The sequence below is a fragment of the Arundinibacter roseus genome (assembly GCF_004348825.1).
Lineage (GTDB): Bacteria > Bacteroidota > Bacteroidia > Cytophagales > Spirosomataceae > Arundinibacter > Arundinibacter roseus.
The window spans coordinates 38650-55430 of sequence record NZ_SMJU01000011.1 but is presented as its reverse complement, the minus strand read 5'-3'; the positions used below and the strand labels follow the sequence as shown (position 1 = coordinate 55430).

The 16781-nt window shown below is 45.1% G+C and carries 16 protein-coding genes; 12 read left to right on the top strand and 4 right to left on the bottom strand.

Going from position 1 to position 16781, the window contains the following annotated elements; genetic code table 11:
* The first annotated feature begins 46 nt into the window (after window positions 1–46).
* The 11 genes from EZE20_RS17450 (at window position 47) to EZE20_RS17400 (ending at window position 11271) form a co-directional block, all read left to right on the top strand.
* Window positions 47–1219: a four-carbon acid sugar kinase family protein gene (locus EZE20_RS17450; protein WP_132120033.1), complete on the top strand. Its 1173-nt coding sequence runs from the start codon at window positions 47–49 to the stop codon at window positions 1217–1219.
* The gene (gene pdxA / locus EZE20_RS17445; protein WP_132120032.1) at window positions 1216–2277 is read left to right on the top strand and encodes a 4-hydroxythreonine-4-phosphate dehydrogenase PdxA; all 1062 of its coding nucleotides are present in this window, start codon (window positions 1216–1218) and stop codon (window positions 2275–2277) included. Before EZE20_RS17450 ends, pdxA begins: the two co-directional genes overlap by 4 nt.
* Window positions 2255–3211: a 2-keto-3-deoxygluconate permease gene (locus EZE20_RS17440; protein ID WP_132120031.1), complete on the top strand. Its 957-nt coding sequence runs from the start codon at window positions 2255–2257 to the stop codon at window positions 3209–3211. The genes pdxA and EZE20_RS17440 overlap by 23 nt, the downstream gene beginning before the upstream one ends.
* A gap of 490 nt (window positions 3212–3701) precedes the next feature.
* Complete coding sequence (locus tag EZE20_RS24660) at window positions 3702–3788, top strand: RagB/SusD family nutrient uptake outer membrane protein (RefSeq protein WP_394345657.1); 87 nt, start codon at window positions 3702–3704, stop codon at window positions 3786–3788.
* A 198-nt stretch (window positions 3789–3986) separates the two neighbouring features.
* Complete coding sequence (locus EZE20_RS17430; RefSeq protein ID WP_132120029.1) at window positions 3987–5441, top strand: sulfatase family protein; 1455 nt, start codon at window positions 3987–3989, stop codon at window positions 5439–5441.
* A gap of 13 nt (window positions 5442–5454) precedes the next feature.
* The gene (locus EZE20_RS17425; protein ID WP_132120027.1) at window positions 5455–7311 is read left to right on the top strand and encodes a sulfatase-like hydrolase/transferase; all 1857 of its coding nucleotides are present in this window, start codon (window positions 5455–5457) and stop codon (window positions 7309–7311) included.
* Between the two features lie 208 nt (window positions 7312–7519).
* Window positions 7520–8398, top strand: coding sequence for a helix-turn-helix domain-containing protein (locus tag EZE20_RS17420; RefSeq protein WP_132120025.1), 879 nt, complete (start codon window positions 7520–7522; stop codon window positions 8396–8398).
* A 94-nt stretch (window positions 8399–8492) separates the two neighbouring features.
* A complete protein-coding gene (locus EZE20_RS17415; RefSeq protein WP_228713860.1) occupies window positions 8493–9080 on the top strand; it encodes a DapH/DapD/GlmU-related protein in 588 nt (195 codons plus the stop codon).
* A 49-nt stretch (window positions 9081–9129) separates the two neighbouring features.
* On the top strand, window positions 9130–10248 hold the full coding sequence (locus EZE20_RS17410) for an alpha/beta hydrolase (protein WP_132120021.1): 1119 nt from the start codon (window positions 9130–9132) through the stop codon (window positions 10246–10248).
* A 22-nt stretch (window positions 10249–10270) separates the two neighbouring features.
* The gene (locus tag EZE20_RS17405) at window positions 10271–10756 is read left to right on the top strand and encodes a (R)-mandelonitrile lyase (protein ID WP_132120197.1); all 486 of its coding nucleotides are present in this window, start codon (window positions 10271–10273) and stop codon (window positions 10754–10756) included.
* A gap of 29 nt (window positions 10757–10785) precedes the next feature.
* Complete coding sequence (locus tag EZE20_RS17400) at window positions 10786–11271, top strand: cyclophilin-like fold protein (RefSeq protein WP_132120019.1); 486 nt, start codon at window positions 10786–10788, stop codon at window positions 11269–11271.
* 205 nt (window positions 11272–11476) lie between these two features.
* Here the strand turns inward: EZE20_RS17400 and EZE20_RS17395 are convergent, their stop codons facing one another.
* The 3 genes from EZE20_RS17395 to EZE20_RS17385 form a co-directional block, all read right to left on the bottom strand.
* Entirely contained in the window at window positions 11477–13729 is a 2253-nt protein-coding gene (locus tag EZE20_RS17395; protein WP_132120017.1) for a xanthine dehydrogenase family protein molybdopterin-binding subunit, read from the bottom strand.
* Window positions 13730–13763: 34 nt separating this feature from the next.
* Entirely contained in the window at window positions 13764–14219 is a 456-nt protein-coding gene (locus EZE20_RS17390) for a (2Fe-2S)-binding protein (RefSeq protein WP_132120015.1), read from the bottom strand.
* A 129-nt stretch (window positions 14220–14348) separates the two neighbouring features.
* Complete coding sequence (locus tag EZE20_RS17385; protein WP_132120013.1) at window positions 14349–15251, bottom strand: helix-turn-helix domain-containing protein; 903 nt, start codon at window positions 15249–15251, stop codon at window positions 14349–14351.
* A 254-nt stretch (window positions 15252–15505) separates the two neighbouring features.
* Here EZE20_RS17385 and EZE20_RS17380 point away from each other — a divergent pair, with 254 nt between their 5' ends.
* On the top strand, window positions 15506–15961 hold the full coding sequence (locus EZE20_RS17380; RefSeq protein WP_228713858.1) for a putative quinol monooxygenase: 456 nt from the start codon (window positions 15506–15508) through the stop codon (window positions 15959–15961).
* 218 nt (window positions 15962–16179) lie between these two features.
* Here the strand turns inward: EZE20_RS17380 and EZE20_RS17375 are convergent, their stop codons facing one another.
* Window positions 16180–16548: a DUF1801 domain-containing protein gene (locus EZE20_RS17375; RefSeq protein ID WP_132120011.1), complete on the bottom strand. Its 369-nt coding sequence runs from the start codon at window positions 16546–16548 to the stop codon at window positions 16180–16182.
* Window positions 16549–16781 lie beyond the last annotated feature (233 nt).

The following is a 16781-nucleotide window of genomic DNA, read 5'->3' as shown; positions in this document are numbered from 1 at the left end:
ACTTTGTCCCTAGGCAAGTGTCTTTGAATACTTTATTATACCATCTATGATAATTGTTATTGCTGATGATTTTAGTGGCGCAGCCGAAATTGCAGGAATTGGGAATGCCTGTGGAATGGATACTTTACTTGTAAATAATTTACCCGTTAAAAAAGTACCCAAACTTCTGGTTATAGATTCAGCTACTCGTTCGCTAACTGAGTGGGAGGCCCACCAGAAAATTCAGGTAATATGCCAGAAAATTGATCAACTCGGCAATAAACCTTACAGACTTTTTAAAAAGGTAGACTCCTTGCTTAGGGGACATATACGAGCAGAGCTTCGGGCAATCAAGCAGCATTTTGGTTTTAAAAGGGTGATTCTACTTCCTGCCAATCCATCTCGTAATCGTACAATTCAGGATGGTTTTCTAAAAATTGACGGACGTTTTTTACATCAGACCGCTTTGGCCCTTGATCCTGAGTTTCCCCGTCAGTCATCCCATGTATACGACCTTTTACACCATCCTGGCCATACCGAACAACACCGGCATTTTTACACTCACACCCAAACAGAAAATTTATCGGGTCTACTAACTGCTGACGTAAGAACCCGTGAAGATCTTGATTACTACCTGCATTCTTCCGGAAAGGAAGTACTACTGGCAGGAGGAGCCGAGTTTTTTGAATCATTTTTAATGGCAGAAGGCTTTCCACGAACGAGCCTGATGGATACAATAGTATTTCAGAAAAAAAATCTTTTTATTAATGGTAGCACCTATGTACACCAATCGTTTGAGGAAATGTTTCCGGATATTCCAGTGACCTTCATACAGGCATTTGGACCTTCGCTGACGTTTGATTCCACTGTCCTTGATCAAATTGAACTGGTCAATCTGGATCTTAACATTCGCAATACGGCGCTACTGGGACTTGCTCCAACAGACGATATTAAGGAAGGGCAAGCTTATAGGGCCCTTTATTTTCTTGCCGAATTTGTTCAAAGGGTAATTGAGAAACACTATTTTAAAAATTTAAACCTCTTTATAACCGGTGGTTCAACAGCCTCATGTCTTTTCCATCATTTGGCAATCCACCAATTTACAATTACGGGTGAGCTAAGCGAAGGGGTAGTGGTCGTACAACCAGTAGACTATCCCTTTCTTCGGGTAATCGTAAAACCTGGAAGCTACGCCTGGCCAGCCACATTAAAACTAACCTTTTCGGAACAACAACTATGAAAAACCCACGACCTCTCCTTGGAATTAGCGCCGGTGACCCGGCCGGAATAGGACCCGAAGTAACGGTAAAGGCTCTGGCCCTGCCGGAGATTTATGAAATATGCCGACCGCTGATCGTATGCGATGCCTTCATAATTGAACAGATGACTGCAATCCTGTCTGTTGACTTAAAAATAAACCGCGTAAAGCATCCACAGGAAGGGATATATCGCCATGGTACTCTCGATGTACTTGAAATGAATTTTATACAACCGGCATCATTTGCATTTAATGTGGTGTCAGCCATGTGTGGGGCGGCCTCATTTGCCTATGTAAAAAAGGTGATTGAACTGGCCTCGGCAAATCTGATTGATGGTACAGTTACAGGCCCAATACACAAGGAAGCACTACATTTGGCAGGTTATCCATACGCAGGACATACCGAGATTTATGGTAGTCTGACCAACACCCGGGACTACACCATGATGCTGGCCGAAAAGGATTTCAGGGTAGTGCATGTGTCAACGCATGTTTCTCTGCGTGAAGCAATCGAACGAACAAAAAAAGAACGAATTCTAAGTGTTATTTCCTTAGCAGATCATGCCTTAAAAACCATGGGAATTGATAAACCACGAATTGCCGTGGCCGGTCTCAATCCCCACGCCGGAGAGAATGGTTTGTTTGGGGATGAAGAAATACTGGAAATCATACCTGCCATAGATGCCGCTCGCCAAATGGGGATTTTGGCAGACGGTCCCCACCCCCCAGACACCATTTTTCCCAAATTGAAAGGAGGACTCTACGATTGTGTAGTGTGTATGTATCACGATCAGGGGCATATTCCGACCAAACTACTTGGATTCACATACAATGCATTGCTGGATAAGTGGGAGAATCTTTCCGGGGTCAACATTACGCTTGGATTGCCAATAATCCGGGTGTCGGTGGATCATGGAGTCGCTTTTGACAAAGGCGGGAAAGGAGAAGCTCAACCTGAAAGTATGATTGAAGCGATTCAGCAATGTGCCCGTTTTGCACTCAATAATTCAAACGCGCATGCTGCTGAAACAAAAGATTGAGAAAATCCCCGGTGGGATGATGGTTGTACCCCTTTTTTTGGGAGCTCTTACTTATACATTTTTTCCAACTGCATTGGAAATTGGTGGTTTCGTTACTTCCATAGCGCATGGTTCGGGGGCGTTGATCGGCACCTTTCTGTTTTGCATGGGTGCCGGTATAAAATTCAGGGCTGCGGCAGCCGTGGTTAAGAAAGGTCTTGCTGTGACTCTTGCAAAATTTTTGGCTGGAACCTGTTTGGGACTTTTGGTTGCCTACTTTAGTAATGATTCTTTTTTAGGCCTATCTTCTTTGGCCATAATTGCCGCAATGACAAATACCAATGGTGGTTTGTATGCAGCATTAGCGGGTGAGTATGGTGACGAAACTGATGTAGGATCAATTGCAATTTTATCACTGAACGATGGGCCTTTCTTAACCATGATAGCTCTGGGTGCTTCTGGCCTGGTGGTCATACCGTTTCACTCGCTGCTTGGGGTGGTCATTCCGATTGTTGCCGGAATGATTCTGGGCAATCTTGATGTTGAGATGGAGAAGTTTCTAACCATTGGTGGGATGGTTCTTATTCCATTTTTTGCATTTAGTTTGGGTTGTTCTCTATCAATTGGAGTCCTTTTTTCGGCTGGTTTAGCCGGAATTCTGCTTGGGTTATTAACCACCATTCTTGGTGGAGCCTTGTGTATTTATGCCGATCGTCTTTCAGGAGGAACAGGAATTGCGGGAGCGGCTGCGTCCAGTACGGCCGGAAACGCAGTAGCCACTCCCGCCGCTCTTGTAATGATCGATCCAACACTCGGAAATCTGGACGTCACTACTTCTCAGGTAGCGGCATCAAGCATGTTAACTGTACTACTTACACCCATCTTGACCCAATGGGTGCACAAAAGAAATAAACTTAGAGTACCGCCAGGTGTATACCCGGGAACAAAACCTTGACCCTCAGTTGGCTGTCCTACATAAAGAAGGATGCAAGCAAGTCTTTACGATCCCTGCCAACACCAGATCAGCATAATCTGCATGCAGACAATGGCAGAACCCGGATCAGCTCGACCAAGGTACAAATCCGCCGGCAGGCGCAAAAGGTTAAGTGAGCGTTACCGTAAAATGGCTGCGGAGGGCAGAGGCTTATGAAAAAAGTATCCTCAGCATTGACGTAATTTAGAGAGTTCAAAATTGAAAGTCAAAAATTACCTTACAAGTTCTAAAGCTACGGTGATGGTAATGTAACGGGCTTTTTTGGGAAGAGACGATAACGCCGTAGCCATTTATTGGTAATAATTCGCCGCTTCCTGCCAAGTGATTTTGGCTGAGTACTTGATTTAATTCATTTGTTTTATTGATGTATTCCTAGGTAGCCGTCAATCCGGCCTAACTCAATCTGGTCCGTACGGGTCGGGCAGTTGAGGTTTTAAAGGCAAAAGGGTATGTGATCACTGACAAGGAACTCCGGTTTCCTATTCCACAGAATGCCATTGACGTAAACCCAAATCTTACGCAGAACGAGTATAATTAAGGTCAATGGCTGCTACTCTTTTTTTGGTTAGGATCGTGCGCTGTCGCTTTTTTGTATCAGCACATTGATCCTAACCAAACCAATGATAGCTTTTGAAAGATGCTTAATGGAGGAATAATTCTTGTTTTTTCAGGTAGATTTTTGAGAATCTATGCTCATTTCAACAGAATGAAAAGTATTTACCAACCATTTGCCCGCATGCGCCGTCTACTGTTTCTGTCATTTGCTTTTCAGCTGGTTTTTTATATTTCTGTTCAGGGTCAGGATTACAGCCAACCCAACATCATACTTATCCTGGGGGATGATATTTCGGCGGAGGACATAGGTTGCTATGGCAATAAAAAGATTAAAACGCCTAACCTTGACCGTATGGCCAGGGAAGGAATAAAGTTTACCAATTTTTACCTTACCGCCAGCTCTTGCAGTCCCAGCCGCACCAGCATTCTCACCGGACGCTATCCACACAACACCGGAGCCGCTGAGCTTCATACATCTTTGCCCGCTCATCTTAATTTTTTCCCCGAATTGTTGCGAAAAGAAGGATATTTCACGGCCCTTCTGGGCAAGTGGCACGAGGGCCCACATACCAGGCGTGCCTACGATACGCTATCAACAGACCGTAAAATCAATGGCGAAGGAGGGCAGGAGCAATGGGTACATATGCTCAAATCACGCCCAAAGGATAAACCGTTCTTTTTTTGGCTTTCTACCTTTGATGCCCACCGAAGCTGGTCCACCGACGGTTTCCGTACCCGACACGATCCCGATACAGACGTAATTGTACCTCCACAACTGTTGGATACTCCCGAAACCCGACGTGACCTGGCAGCTTACTACGACGAAATCTCACGAATTGACGATTATCTGGGAGATTTACAGGTTGAACTAACCCGACAGGGAATTGCCGAAAATACGATTCTTATCTTCATGGCCGACAATGGGCGCCCGTTTCCGGGAAGTAAAACCCGGGTGTATGACACGGGCATGCGTACGCCCTTTCTAATCAAATGGCCGGCGGGAATCCGCAAGCAAGGGTCGGTTAGTCAGAGCCTGGTAAGTAGCATTGATATTGCGCCAACGCTCCTTCAATTGGCCGGCATTAAACCCACCTCCACCTTTCAGGGGGTAAGTTTTGTTCCGCTTCTCACGGAACCTTCCACTACCCATCGCTTTTTCGTATTCTCCGAGCATAACTGGCATGACTATTCAGCCTACGAGCGGGCAATACGAACCGACGAGTTTTTGTACGTAGTAAACCATCGACCCGCGCTTACAAACGAAGGACCCATTGATGCAAATCAAAGTCCATCCGCAATGGCGTTAAAGGCAGCCAGAAATACGGGCAGGCTTACACCAATTCAGCAGGATATTTTTCAAACTCCCAGAGCCACAGAAGAGTTTTTTGATGTGCATAAAGATCCCATTCAGGCTCATAATCTGATTAACAACCCAACCTATGCCAGAGAAGTTGAACGGCTTCGGAGACAGCTTTCCCTGTGGCAACAGCAAACCGGCGATACCCTGCCTGATGATCTGACGCCTGACTGGTACCACCGGGAAACGGGTAAACCATTGCCTCAAAAGGATCAACGGGGAGAAATGCCGGGCAAAGCCCAAAAAGCCGAATTTATCAATCACAAAGGACCATTCTAAACAGCCAAAACCGATGCGATTTTTCTTCAAGACAGTAGTAGTATTGAGTTTGTTCATAAGTTTCTATTCCCCTGCTACAACTGCACAATCGACAGTCCAACCGGTAGCCGATCGACCGAATATTCTCTGGATCGTGAGTGAGGACAACAGTCCTTTGCTGGGTTGTTACGGTGATACATTTGCCACTACCCCAAACATTGATCGACTGGCTGCCAGGGGCGTACGTTACCTGAATGCGTTCGCCACTGCTCCCGTCTGCGCTCCATCCCGCAATACCCTGATTACGGGAATGTATCCTCCTTCCCTGGGAACAGAAAATATGCGAAGTACTTATCCTACGCCTGACTTTGTCACGTTTTATCCGCAGTATCTCAAAGATGCCGGGTACTATGTTACCAATAACGTTAAGAAGGATTATAATACGCCCGATCAACCGACTGTTTGGCACGAATCAAGCAATACGGCTAGCTACAAAAACCGGAAGTCAGGTCAGCCTTTCTTCGCTATTTTCAATACCACCCTGTCACACGAAAGCTCCATTCACAATTCTATACCCAATGAAAAGTTGCGTCATAATCCCGCGCAGGTACCTCTGCCGCCCTATCATCCGGATACTCCCGAAATGCGTCACGACTGGGCTCAATACTATGACAAGGTTGAGGATATGGATACCTTCGTAGGAAAAGTACTGGATGAGCTTGAAAAATCCGGCGAAGCAGAAAATACCATTGTCTTCTATTTTAGTGATCATGGGGGCGTGTTGGGCCGTAGCAAGCGCTTCATGTACGAATCGGGTCTGCACATTCCGATGGTAGTCCATTTTCCAAAAAGATATGCTCATTTGGCGCCGGGCCTTGCCGGCAGTACTACGGATCAAATTGTAACCTTTGTGGATTTTGCACCCACTCTTTTGAGCCTTGCCGGCGTGCCCATTCCCAAGCATATGCAGGGTACCGCTTTTCTGGGCACTCAAAAAGGACCCGAACGATCGTATGCCCACGCTTTCCGGGGACGAATGGACGAACGGACGGATCTGGTGCGCAGCGTTCGAGACAAAAAATACCGCTATATCCGTAACTACATGCCGCACAAGATTTATGGTCAATACCTCGAATATCTTTGGAAAGCGCCGTCTATGGGTTCCTGGGAAGCGGCATATAAAGCCGGAACTCTAAACGCAGTGCAGAAAAAGTTCTGGGAAACCAAACCAGTCGAAGAGCTTTTTGACGTGGATGCCGACCCGCACAATATTAATAATCTTGCCCAAAATCCAGAGTATGCCGCTGTTTTGAAAAGGATGAGGCAGGCGAATCATGACTACCTCATTGAAAGCAACGATGTAGGTTTTATTCCGGAGGCCCGAGTAGAGGAAATTGCGCAGACCATGCCGCTGTTTGCCTACGCCAAAAGTGGAAAGTACAATGTAAAAAAGGTTGTCGAAATGGCTGAACTCGCATCCACAGGAGATGTTAAGAATATAAAAGTATTGAGGGAAAGAATGTCCGATGTTGACCCGATCATACGGTATTGGGCCGTTACCGGATGTACCATTTTGGGTGATCGGGCCAAAAGTCTGAAAAGTAGTTTGGTGAATTTGCTCGCTGATCCCGAAATCAGTGTACGCATTGCGGCGGCTGAGGCTTTGGGCAGGCTGGGAGAAAAGGAGAACGCGGTTGATGTGTTGATTGAGGCTCTGAAAAAGGGAAATCAAATGGCTCGGGTTCAGGCATTGAATATTCTGGACGAGTTTGGGGACGAAGCCCGAAAGGCATATCCTGCTGTCAAAGAGGTTATTGTGGGCGAAAAAGTTGATGGTAGTTACGATATCCGGGCCGCTGAAAGGATTATTGCCAAAGCTAATGAACGGTAAGATGGCTAATGGATTGTCGGCTTCAAGGGATGCAATGCATTAAAAATCACGTATAAGATTGGAACGAAAATCTGGTACCTTAAATTGGCAAATACATGTTCTGAAAGTCGCATTTTCTTCTGATTTTAATGCATTCAAACTATTACTTTAGGAAATTGATGAATAACATTCTGTTGTTGTCATAGTTTGCTTTTCATAACTTTGCGGGATGCAAGACAATAAGGAACGTTCGATTTCAGAGTTCAATAATGAGCTCAAAATGAAAGGCTTCAATGTATTTCAGATTGAGAGTGATGGTAAAGCCACCCGTACTTATAGTAGAAAGGATTTTTATAAAATTTGTCTAACTACGGGCAGGAGCATTATTCATTATGCCGACCGCAGTTTTGAGACTGAGGGCACTGTTTTGTTCTTTGGAAATCCTCATATTCCTTATTCCTGGGAGACTATCTCTACCAGCTATGTAGGCTACACCTGTCTTTTTTCAGAGGCGTTTTTCAAAGCTTCCGACCGTCCCGAGAGCCTGCAGAAATCACCCCTGTTTAAGATTGGAGGTACACCGGTACTCAAAATTACGGAGCAAGAGCGGGAGTTTTTAAATGCCTTATTCCTCAGGATGATAGATGAGCAGAAGACTGATTATACCTACAAAGATGACCTAATCCGAAACTACATCAACCTGATAATTCACGAAGCGCTCAAACTGCGGCCTTCCGAAAATTATGTTCAGCATCTGAATGCCGCCTCCCGTTTGACGTCGGTGTTCCTGGAACTTTTGGAAAGACAGTTCCCCATAGAAAGCATTGACAGACCCTTGCAATTAAAAACTGCCCAGGATTATGCCAGTACTCTTGCCGTACATGTCAATTCCCTTAACCGGGCGGTTAAAGAGGTGACCGGCAAGTCCACCACTTCCCACATTAGTGAACGAATCATCCGTGAAGCCAAGGCTCTTTTGCAACATACCGACTGGAACATTGCCGATATCGCCTATGCTCTTGGCTTCGAGTATCCATCGTATTTTAATAACTATTTCAAGCGAATGACGGGTACTAATCCAAAGACCTATCGAATTGGGGAGGTTTGAAATCCTTAGTTTTTGGTTTGATAACCATTATCAACATGTAACTTGTCCTGGGTACCTTTGCATTGGTTAACAAAAGAAATAATTTATGAATCAATTGCAACAGCAAGGTCATTCACCCAGTAAAGAAAAAGATATTTTTGATAGAGTGAAAGCCGGTGAACTTATCGCCCAGGACGATCCCCAGTATCATAAAATACACGAATTCGTTTTACGTACCATTCGGTTGTCCGTCGACCTAAATACCTCCACCGATGTAGATCAGGTACGGAAGCGACTCAGTGACATCATTGGAACGCCTCTAGATCAGAGCACTACAGTATTCCCACCCTTCTACACCAATTTTGGCCGGTTTATTAGCATTGGTAAGCATGTATTTATTAACCATGCATGTTCCTTCCTGGATCTGGGAGGAATTCTTATTGAAGACCACGTATTGTTAGGTCCGAAGGTTAATCTCATAACCGAAAATCACCCCAATAACCCGGCAAACCGCCGAAGCCTGGTCTGTAAGCCGATCCTCATCAGGCGCAACGCCTGGATTGGAGCGGGTGCTACCATTCTTCCCGGTGTGACTGTTGGCGAAAACGCCATTATAGCCGCCGGAGCTGTGGTGTCTAAGGATGTGCCGGCCAACACCATAGTAGGTGGGGTACCTGCCCGTTTTATAAAAGCAATAGAATAATCATTTACTTTTCAGCTCCTTAGTCAGGTAAAATAAAGAGGTAAAAACCATGAAAAGAATAAGTATATTAGCCCTGACCTCGCTCATGATTGTGGGACAGGTTAAGGCACAAATAAATCAAAATGCAGCATCACAAAATACAAGGATAACTGCAGGTGGCAACGACCACTATACATTTCCAATGAGTGATAAAGTGATCCGTCAGGCGGTAACATTTAAAAATCGGTATGGCATAACGATTGCGGCAGATCTATACCTTCCAAAAAATCGTGGTAGTGAAACTTTAGCGGCATTGGCTGTTAGCGGTCCATACGGGGCAGTGAAAGAACAATCTTCCGGACTGTATGCCCAAACCCTGGCTGAACGTGGCTTTGTAACGCTTGCCTTCGACCCGTCATATACCGGTGAGAGTGGAGGAGAGCCTCGGAATGTAGCCTCGCCGGATATCAATACGGAGGATTTTAGTGCCGCCGTGGATTATCTGGGTTTGCATTCAATTGTTGACAGGAGTCGGATCGGCATCATTGGTATTTGTGGTTTTGCAGGGATGGCGCTAAATGCTGTCGCCGTGGACAAACGTGTGAAGGCTGTTGCCACAACCAGTATGTATGATATGTCTCGGGTGATGGCAAAAGGGTATTTTGACAACATGACTTCGGAACAACGCACTTCGACGCTGGAAATACTGAGCCAACAACGCTGGGCCGATGCCGGAAAGGGCGAACCTGCGCCCGCTACCAATAATCTACCGGAAAAGTTGAGCGGTAACGAGCCCCAGTTTGTAGTGGATTATTTCAACTATTACAAAACGCCCCGTGGTTTTCATCGTCGATCAATTAATTCAAATGGTGCCTGGACGGCTACCAATGCGCTGTCTTTTATGAATATGCCCCTGCTTACCTACCTACATGAAATCTCACCCCGACCGGTATTGCTGATTGCCGGCCAAAAGGCCCATTCCCGCTATTTTAGCGAAGATGCCTACAAAGCTGCTGCCGGGCCCAAAGAACTGGTGATTATTCCCAACGCCAGTCACGTTGATTTATACGACCAAACGGACATAATTCCGTTTGATAAACTAACAGTCTTTTTCGAAGAACACCTGACAGCAGGTAAACCGGCTCAAAAAGAAAAGGCCGCCGCACTGGGCTCTGCCAATGGAAAATAGTATTTACCTTAAACATCGTCGGATGAATAATTTATTAATATCCGTTTTATTACTGGTAACTTTATTCAGCCTGGGTTGTAGGTCAAAGATACCTACTCAATCCGCTACAGTTGAGACCAACTCCATTTTTCCGAAAGGAGAAAAAGGTCCTGCTGAAAATTTTACCGGCAATGCATGGAATTCTCCGCTGGTTGCAAATGATAGTACCTACAACACGGTCATAGGAAACGTATATTTTGAACCGGGGGCCAGAAGCAATTGGCATATCCATCCATCTGGTCAGATACTGATTATTACTGACGGTGTTGGATTCCATCAAATAAAAGGGGAGCCTAGACAAACAATCAGAAAAGGAGATATTGTGAAATGCCCACCCAATGTTGAACACTGGCATGGCGCAAGCCCAGAAATTGGTATGCAACAAATGTACATCCTGCCCAAAACGGAAAAAGGTATTGTTACCTGGCTGCAGAAAGTGACGGACGAAGAATACAACAAAACGAATTAAAGCACAGGCTATAATCAACCACAAACGCCATGAAACATTCCCTGACCGTTATTTTTTTCCTTTTGATCTTCGGTACTGGTTTTGCTTCCTGTGACAAAACTGCCAGGGGACTTAGTGATTCTGACACGGGAAAATTGGTGGGAAACATGAGTCTTAATCCCAAAGGAAATAAAATGAAGATAAAAATTGGAACCAGCACCTTTACGGCTACCCTTGAAGACAATCCCACCTCCAGTGCTTTTAAAGCGCTTTTGCCTCTAACTCTGACTATGAAGGAATTGAATGGGAATGAGAAATTTTTTGAATTGTCCAGCAGCTTGCCGACCAACGCCGCTAATCCCAAAACGATTCAGAACGGCGATCTAATGTTGTATGGCTCCAACACCCTGGTACTCTTCTATAAAACTATTCCTACCTCATATAGCTATACCAGGCTTGGACGCGTCAGCGATCCCACCGGGCTTGCGGCATTGGTTGGTAGCAAAAATGTAAACATTACTTTTGAATTAGAATGAAATCTAGATGGCCATCGATAAATTTAAAAACATGAAACAAAAGTTCCACTGTAAGGTGCGTGAAAACAGTGTTTGGGTCCTAAATATTTAACATCAAAAATGTGAAGCGGTATTATAAGGTAACACTAAAACCTGGGAATACTCTTTTACAAAGAAACCGGGATTTCATATTTGGAATCCCGGTTTCTTATAGCAGCAATCTTATTCAGGAACTTGCCGATTCCGATTTAAATGGCTGCTGATAGTGTCGTTTACCAGTAGTCTTATACAATGCGTTGGCTACCGCGCCAAACACCGGTGGGAAAGGGGGTTCTCCCAGACCAGTCGGGTCAAGGTCGTTTTGCACAAAATGTACCTCAATGCTTTTGGGAGCCTCTTGATTCCGGATGAGACGGTATTTATCAAAGTTGGTCTGCTGCACCGCTCCGTCCTTGTGGACCAGTCCTCCGTAGAAGGCGTTACCGATTCCATCTACAACTGCACCCTGTACCATATTTACTGCAGCATCAGGATTTACTACCACCCCACAATCTACGGCACTGAACACACGCTCCACGTATGGCTCGCCGTTACGGGTTACCATGTCTACCACATGAGCAGCGTACGAATTATGGCAGAAATACGCGGCCACTCCCCGGCTATACTTGCCGTCTTTACCTCCGTTCCAGCCCGATTTGTCGCGAACCAGTTTCAATACCCCTGCATATCGGGCGGCATCGTAATCGTTATTTTTACCGACCGGATTTTTAGCTGCTCTTTCCAGCAATTCCAGCCGCATCTCAATCGGATCTTTACCCATAGCTTCGGCTACTTCGTCCAGAAAGGATTGTTCGGCGGCGGCGTTGAAGTTAGAGCGTGGTGCCCGAAACGCCCCAATAGTAATATTGGAAGGGATCTGCCAGCCTTCGGCCAGGTAATTATCTACTGCCCCCGCCGGAAAGCGGTTGGCATGAACGGGGTTTTCCGGTATACCACCTCCATTTACATGAAAGCCAATTAGATTCTTGTTGGCGTCCAGCGCCGCGCGGTAGGTCGCCGTGTACATCGGGCGATAGATACCGTAGGTCATATCATCCTCACGCGAATAGATCAGTTTAATGGGTGACTTCATTTTTTGAGAAATGAGCGCTGCTTCGTACATAAACTGAGGATACGCTCTGCGGCCAAATCCTCCACCCATCCGGGTCATTTGGATTTCAATTTTTTCGGGCGGCAAGTTCAACAGTTTTGAAAGCGTCGGCTCCGCCCAGCCCGGTGCCTGCAGGGGACCTGCCACTACTGCTCTTTCCGGGGTGACATCGGCAAAGAAATTCATCGGTTCCATGCAGTTATGGGCCAGGAAAGGTGCGGTATACGTACGTTCAATAACCACCGCAGCGTTCCTGAAGGCCGCTTCAGGGTCTCCGTCCTTCCGTAGCTGCTGCGCAGGTTTTTGGGCATACTCCTGCATTTTTTCCATTTGGGTAGTGGTGCTTTCCAGCCCGGCCGGAATTACAACCTCCTGTTTTCCGCTCCTTCCAGCCATAGTTTCTTTGGTATCGCCAATTGGCTCCCATTGCACTTGTAGCTTTTTACGGGCATTCATTACTTCCCAGGTAGTTTTTCCAACTGTCACCAGTAAATCATTGAACGTGCGGGTATCGAAGCCGCCCTGTTCAAAGCCATCTTCATAGAGTTTTAGGCTGAAAACATCCTTGATTCCCGGCATTTTAAGAGTTTCTGCCGCATCAAATGATTTTAGCTTCATACCGAATGCAGGTGGATGCTGAATCATGGCAATTAACATTCCGTCTGCCCGGTAATCCAGGCCAAAAAGTGGTTTTCCGGTAACTATTTTTTGGCCCTCCACATTTTTTTTTGACTTGCGAACGATACTAAAATCACGCGCTTCTTTAAGCTTGATGTCCTTGGGGACGGGCATAGTGGCTGCTTTTTCGGCAAAATCACCATATTTTCCTGACATCTTCGTGCCGGGATGGTAGAGTACGCCCGCCTTGGTAGTAATTTCACCGAGGGGCAGGCTCCAGGTTTGAGCAGCTGCCTCACGAAGCATTTGCCGGGCAGCAGCTCCTGCTTCCCGCAGGGGTTTCCAGTACATTCTGACGGAATTGCTCCCCCCCGTAAATTGAGGTCCTAATTTTAAGTTATCGTGTGGCCCCATTTCTACTACCACGTTTTTCCAGTCAACGTCCAGTTCTTCGGCAATAATCATCGGCAGGGAAGTCATGACGTTTTGTCCAAATTCGGGATTGGGACAAAGGATTTTGACCACATTATCGGGGGTAATTTTGATATAGGCTGTCAGTTCATTCCAATGTTCGGGCAGGTTCAAAGCGTCTATTTTTTCGGCTGCCTTTGCAGATGCAAACCAACTGGCCGAAAGCATCAGCCCACCGCCCGCCAGGGCCGAAGATTTCAAAAATGACCGCCTGTTATATTTAGTTTTAAGGTTTTCCATGATCAGGTAAATTGGTTAAAGGTTGGGTCACCGATTAATTCTTAGCAGCGGTTTTTACGGCTTCCCGGATGCGTAAATAGGTGCCGCATCGGCATATATTTCCACTCATACCAGCTTCAATGTCTTCATCAGTGGGAGTGGGGTTGATTTTAAGTAGAGCAGCAGCTGTCATGATCTGCCCCGTCTGACAGTAGCCGCACTGAGCCACATCGTGTTCCAGCCAGGCTTTTTGGACGGGATGGTCTCCATTATCCGAAAGTCCCTCAATGGTAGTGATCTCTTCGTTGCCAACTGCCGACACCGGCAGTTGGCAGGAGCGTACCGCCGTGCCGTTAAGATGTACAGTACAGGCCCCGCACTGGGCAATGCCACAACCATACTTGGTGCCCGGCATATCAAGATGGTCACGGAGCACCCACAGCATAGGAGTGGCCGGATCTACATCTATCTGGCGGGGTTTTCCGTTAATTTTCAGCGTGTATTTTGCCATAGAGAAATATTTATGAGATCGAGTAAAATGGTAAATAGATTGAAAAAGTATGCGAATTTTAAGTAACCAGAATGTACAAAATTCAACGGATAAGTAACCTTTCAAATTTGCTTTTCCGTAGAGAATGGATCAATTGTCCTGAAAGAGTCTATATTCATTGGGAGACTGACCAATTCTTTCCTTAAAAAAGCGGCTGAAATGCTGGGGATATTTAAAACCCAGTTCAAAAGCAATTTGGTTGATTGTTTTGCTGCGGTCAAAAATTTTCTCTTTGGCCACCTCCATCAGCTTGGATTGAATGTACTCCTGGGCAGATTGCCCCGTTTCCTTCTTTACCAGGTCGCCAAAGTAATTGGCCGATAAATTCAGTTGTTCCGCGCACCAGGCGACCGAAGGCAGGCCCACGGTGTGCGGCCTATCGGTTTGGAAAAACTCGTTTAAGAGAGCCTCAAACTTTTCCAGAACACCCAGATGCACCGTGTCGCGGGTAATGAACTGCCGGTCATAAAATCGGGTGCAGTAGTTTAGAAAGAGTTCTATGTTTGCTATAATCAGCCTTTTGCTGTGCTTGTCGACGCCCTGCTCGAGTTCGTACTCGATTTTTGAGAAGCAATCCAGTACAATTTTTCTTTCTCGCTCAGACAAATGAAGTGCTTCGTTGGATTGGTACCCAAAGAACGAATAGTTCTTCATATGCCGTCCAAGTACTGTACCATGGATCAGGTCGGGATGAAAGATCAGCGCCACGCCTTTGGGCTGGTAGGTCTCTCCGGGACTGTCGACACTCACCACCTGTCCGGGACCAATAAATACGAGCGTTCCTTCCTGGTAGTCGTAGGTATGACGGCCGTACCGTAGATTCCCGCAATTTACTTCTTTAAGAAAAACTGTATAAAACCCAAAATACATAGGAGAGGCTGGTCGGGGGCTTGCCTTCGACATATCAACAATGTTCACCTGCGGATGGAGTGTAGCGTTGTTGTTGAAGACATTGTAGTCATGTATTGTCTCGAACCGTCGTAAATTATCCATATCAGTCATTTTTAACGTATTCAAAATTAACACTTTAATCTGTCAGCTTCGGATAGGTTAATTCAAATCAGTAATCTTGGTAGTATTATCCGTAATCTGTATACTATTTTGGCAAATTAAAGGCAGGACCTTTGTTCAGATCGGTGAACAGTAAGCAGCTGAAAGCAATTCGGACATTCATTTATTGCTTTCAATACTAGTAAGAATTGTAATTTAATTAGTTAGTTACAATTTTAACCGTATAATAAAAAATAATGGTAAGTACAGATATATTAAAAATAGTAGCAGGCACTAGCAAAGCTCATTGGACTTTTGGTTCACTGTTCATGATGATTTTCATGTTCACAGGTATCCAGACAGTTTCCGCACAATCAAAAATGATGGTGCGGATAGCAGAAATTGAGATACTTCCTGCTTATCTTGAAGAATATATAGGAATCTTGGAAGTTGAAGCAGCGGCCTCTGTAAAACTGGAACCGGGCGTAATTACCATTTTCCCAATGTATGAAAAAGAGAATAGAACCCAGATTCGAATATTGGAAATTTATGCAAGTAAAGCTGCTTATGAACAACACCTGAAAACTCCCCATTTCCAGAAGTATAAAACTACCACGATCCACATGGTCAAGTCGCTGAAATTAGTAGAAATGGAAGCGGTGGATGAATCAACTATGCCCTTGTTTTTTAAAAAGTTACAGGAAAATAAGTAATGTGTCAGAAAGCGATTGGATTTTCGCTACAGAAAATATCATGCGAAAATTTAGTTTATAGGTCTGTCATCGTGTGTTGAGATGGTAAAGCCAAAAGCATTAACTAGTATAATCCCCGAGAGATATTTCAATTATCGCTGAAAAGAATCAATAAATAAATGGTAAAGCCTTACCTCGTAATGTAAGAAGGGAGCCTTGTTTTTTTAGCTGCTTTTCTTTTACTTCGTCCCTTGTCGTTTTGTTTTTGCTTCAAATATAAGCTGCTCAATATCGCTTATATCATAATCCGCCATTGATTTTATCTTTAAGTGTCGCAGAAGTTTACCTGTACCTTTGAGTAATTTCTTCTTGTCAGGTAGGTTAGCCCCGCGATAAAAACCAAGATTTATACTCTCCTCGAAAGGTGCTATATAAATAATCAAGTCTTTGTCGGCCCGGCTATCTGCTGTGCCGTAGGAAAAGTTCTTCCAACCTGCAAAAAGGATTTCTTCTGAATCATTCAGGAGTTCCCGGGCAATTTCTCTGAGGTGAAGGCATATTTCCTGAACTTTTGGGTCATAGGATTTTAAAAATTCTACTGTTGTCATACTCCGTGTTTTTAGATGGAAACAAAATGTATCTGGAAGAAATATAGGCAAATATAATCCAGCCAATAATTAGGCACTACAATCTATCGAAAGACACAACCAAGAATAGTACTACTCGTACATTACCCAGGTGATCTTTCAGGTAATACTGCCACTTCCAGGCCCTGTCCACTTTTACAAGCTGTCCTTCATCGGTGGCAATACGCTTCAGCAGGCCATTTAGGTGAGCCGCT

Excerpts from the sequence above, each read along its gene's own strand:
- EZE20_RS17425 (WP_132120027.1), top strand. The coding sequence starts at position 5,455 with ATGCGATTTTTCTTCAAGACAGTAGTAGTATTGAGTTTGTTCATAAGT.
- EZE20_RS17390 (WP_132120015.1), bottom strand. The coding sequence starts at position 14,219 with ATGGCAAAATACACGCTGAAAATTAACGGAAAACCCCGCCAGATAGAT.
- EZE20_RS17420 (WP_132120025.1), top strand. The coding sequence starts at position 7,520 with ATGCAAGACAATAAGGAACGTTCGATTTCAGAGTTCAATAATGAGCTC.
- EZE20_RS17440 (WP_132120031.1), top strand. The coding sequence starts at position 2,255 with ATGCTGCTGAAACAAAAGATTGAGAAAATCCCCGGTGGGATGATGGTT.
- EZE20_RS17430 (WP_132120029.1), top strand. The coding sequence starts at position 3,987 with ATGCGCCGTCTACTGTTTCTGTCATTTGCTTTTCAGCTGGTTTTTTAT.
- EZE20_RS17375 (WP_132120011.1), bottom strand. The coding sequence starts at position 16,548 with ATGACAACAGTAGAATTTTTAAAATCCTATGACCCAAAAGTTCAGGAA.
- EZE20_RS17410 (WP_132120021.1), top strand. The coding sequence starts at position 9,130 with ATGAAAAGAATAAGTATATTAGCCCTGACCTCGCTCATGATTGTGGGA.
- pdxA (WP_132120032.1), top strand. The coding sequence starts at position 1,216 with ATGAAAAACCCACGACCTCTCCTTGGAATTAGCGCCGGTGACCCGGCC.
- EZE20_RS17405 (WP_132120197.1), top strand. The coding sequence starts at position 10,271 with ATGAATAATTTATTAATATCCGTTTTATTACTGGTAACTTTATTCAGC.
- EZE20_RS17380 (WP_228713858.1), top strand. The coding sequence starts at position 15,506 with ATGGTAAGTACAGATATATTAAAAATAGTAGCAGGCACTAGCAAAGCT.
- EZE20_RS17385 (WP_132120013.1), bottom strand. The coding sequence starts at position 15,251 with ATGGATAATTTACGACGGTTCGAGACAATACATGACTACAATGTCTTC.
- EZE20_RS17395 (WP_132120017.1), bottom strand. The coding sequence starts at position 13,729 with ATGGAAAACCTTAAAACTAAATATAACAGGCGGTCATTTTTGAAATCT.
- EZE20_RS17400 (WP_132120019.1), top strand. The coding sequence starts at position 10,786 with ATGAAACATTCCCTGACCGTTATTTTTTTCCTTTTGATCTTCGGTACT.
- EZE20_RS17450 (WP_132120033.1), top strand. The coding sequence starts at position 47 with ATGATAATTGTTATTGCTGATGATTTTAGTGGCGCAGCCGAAATTGCA.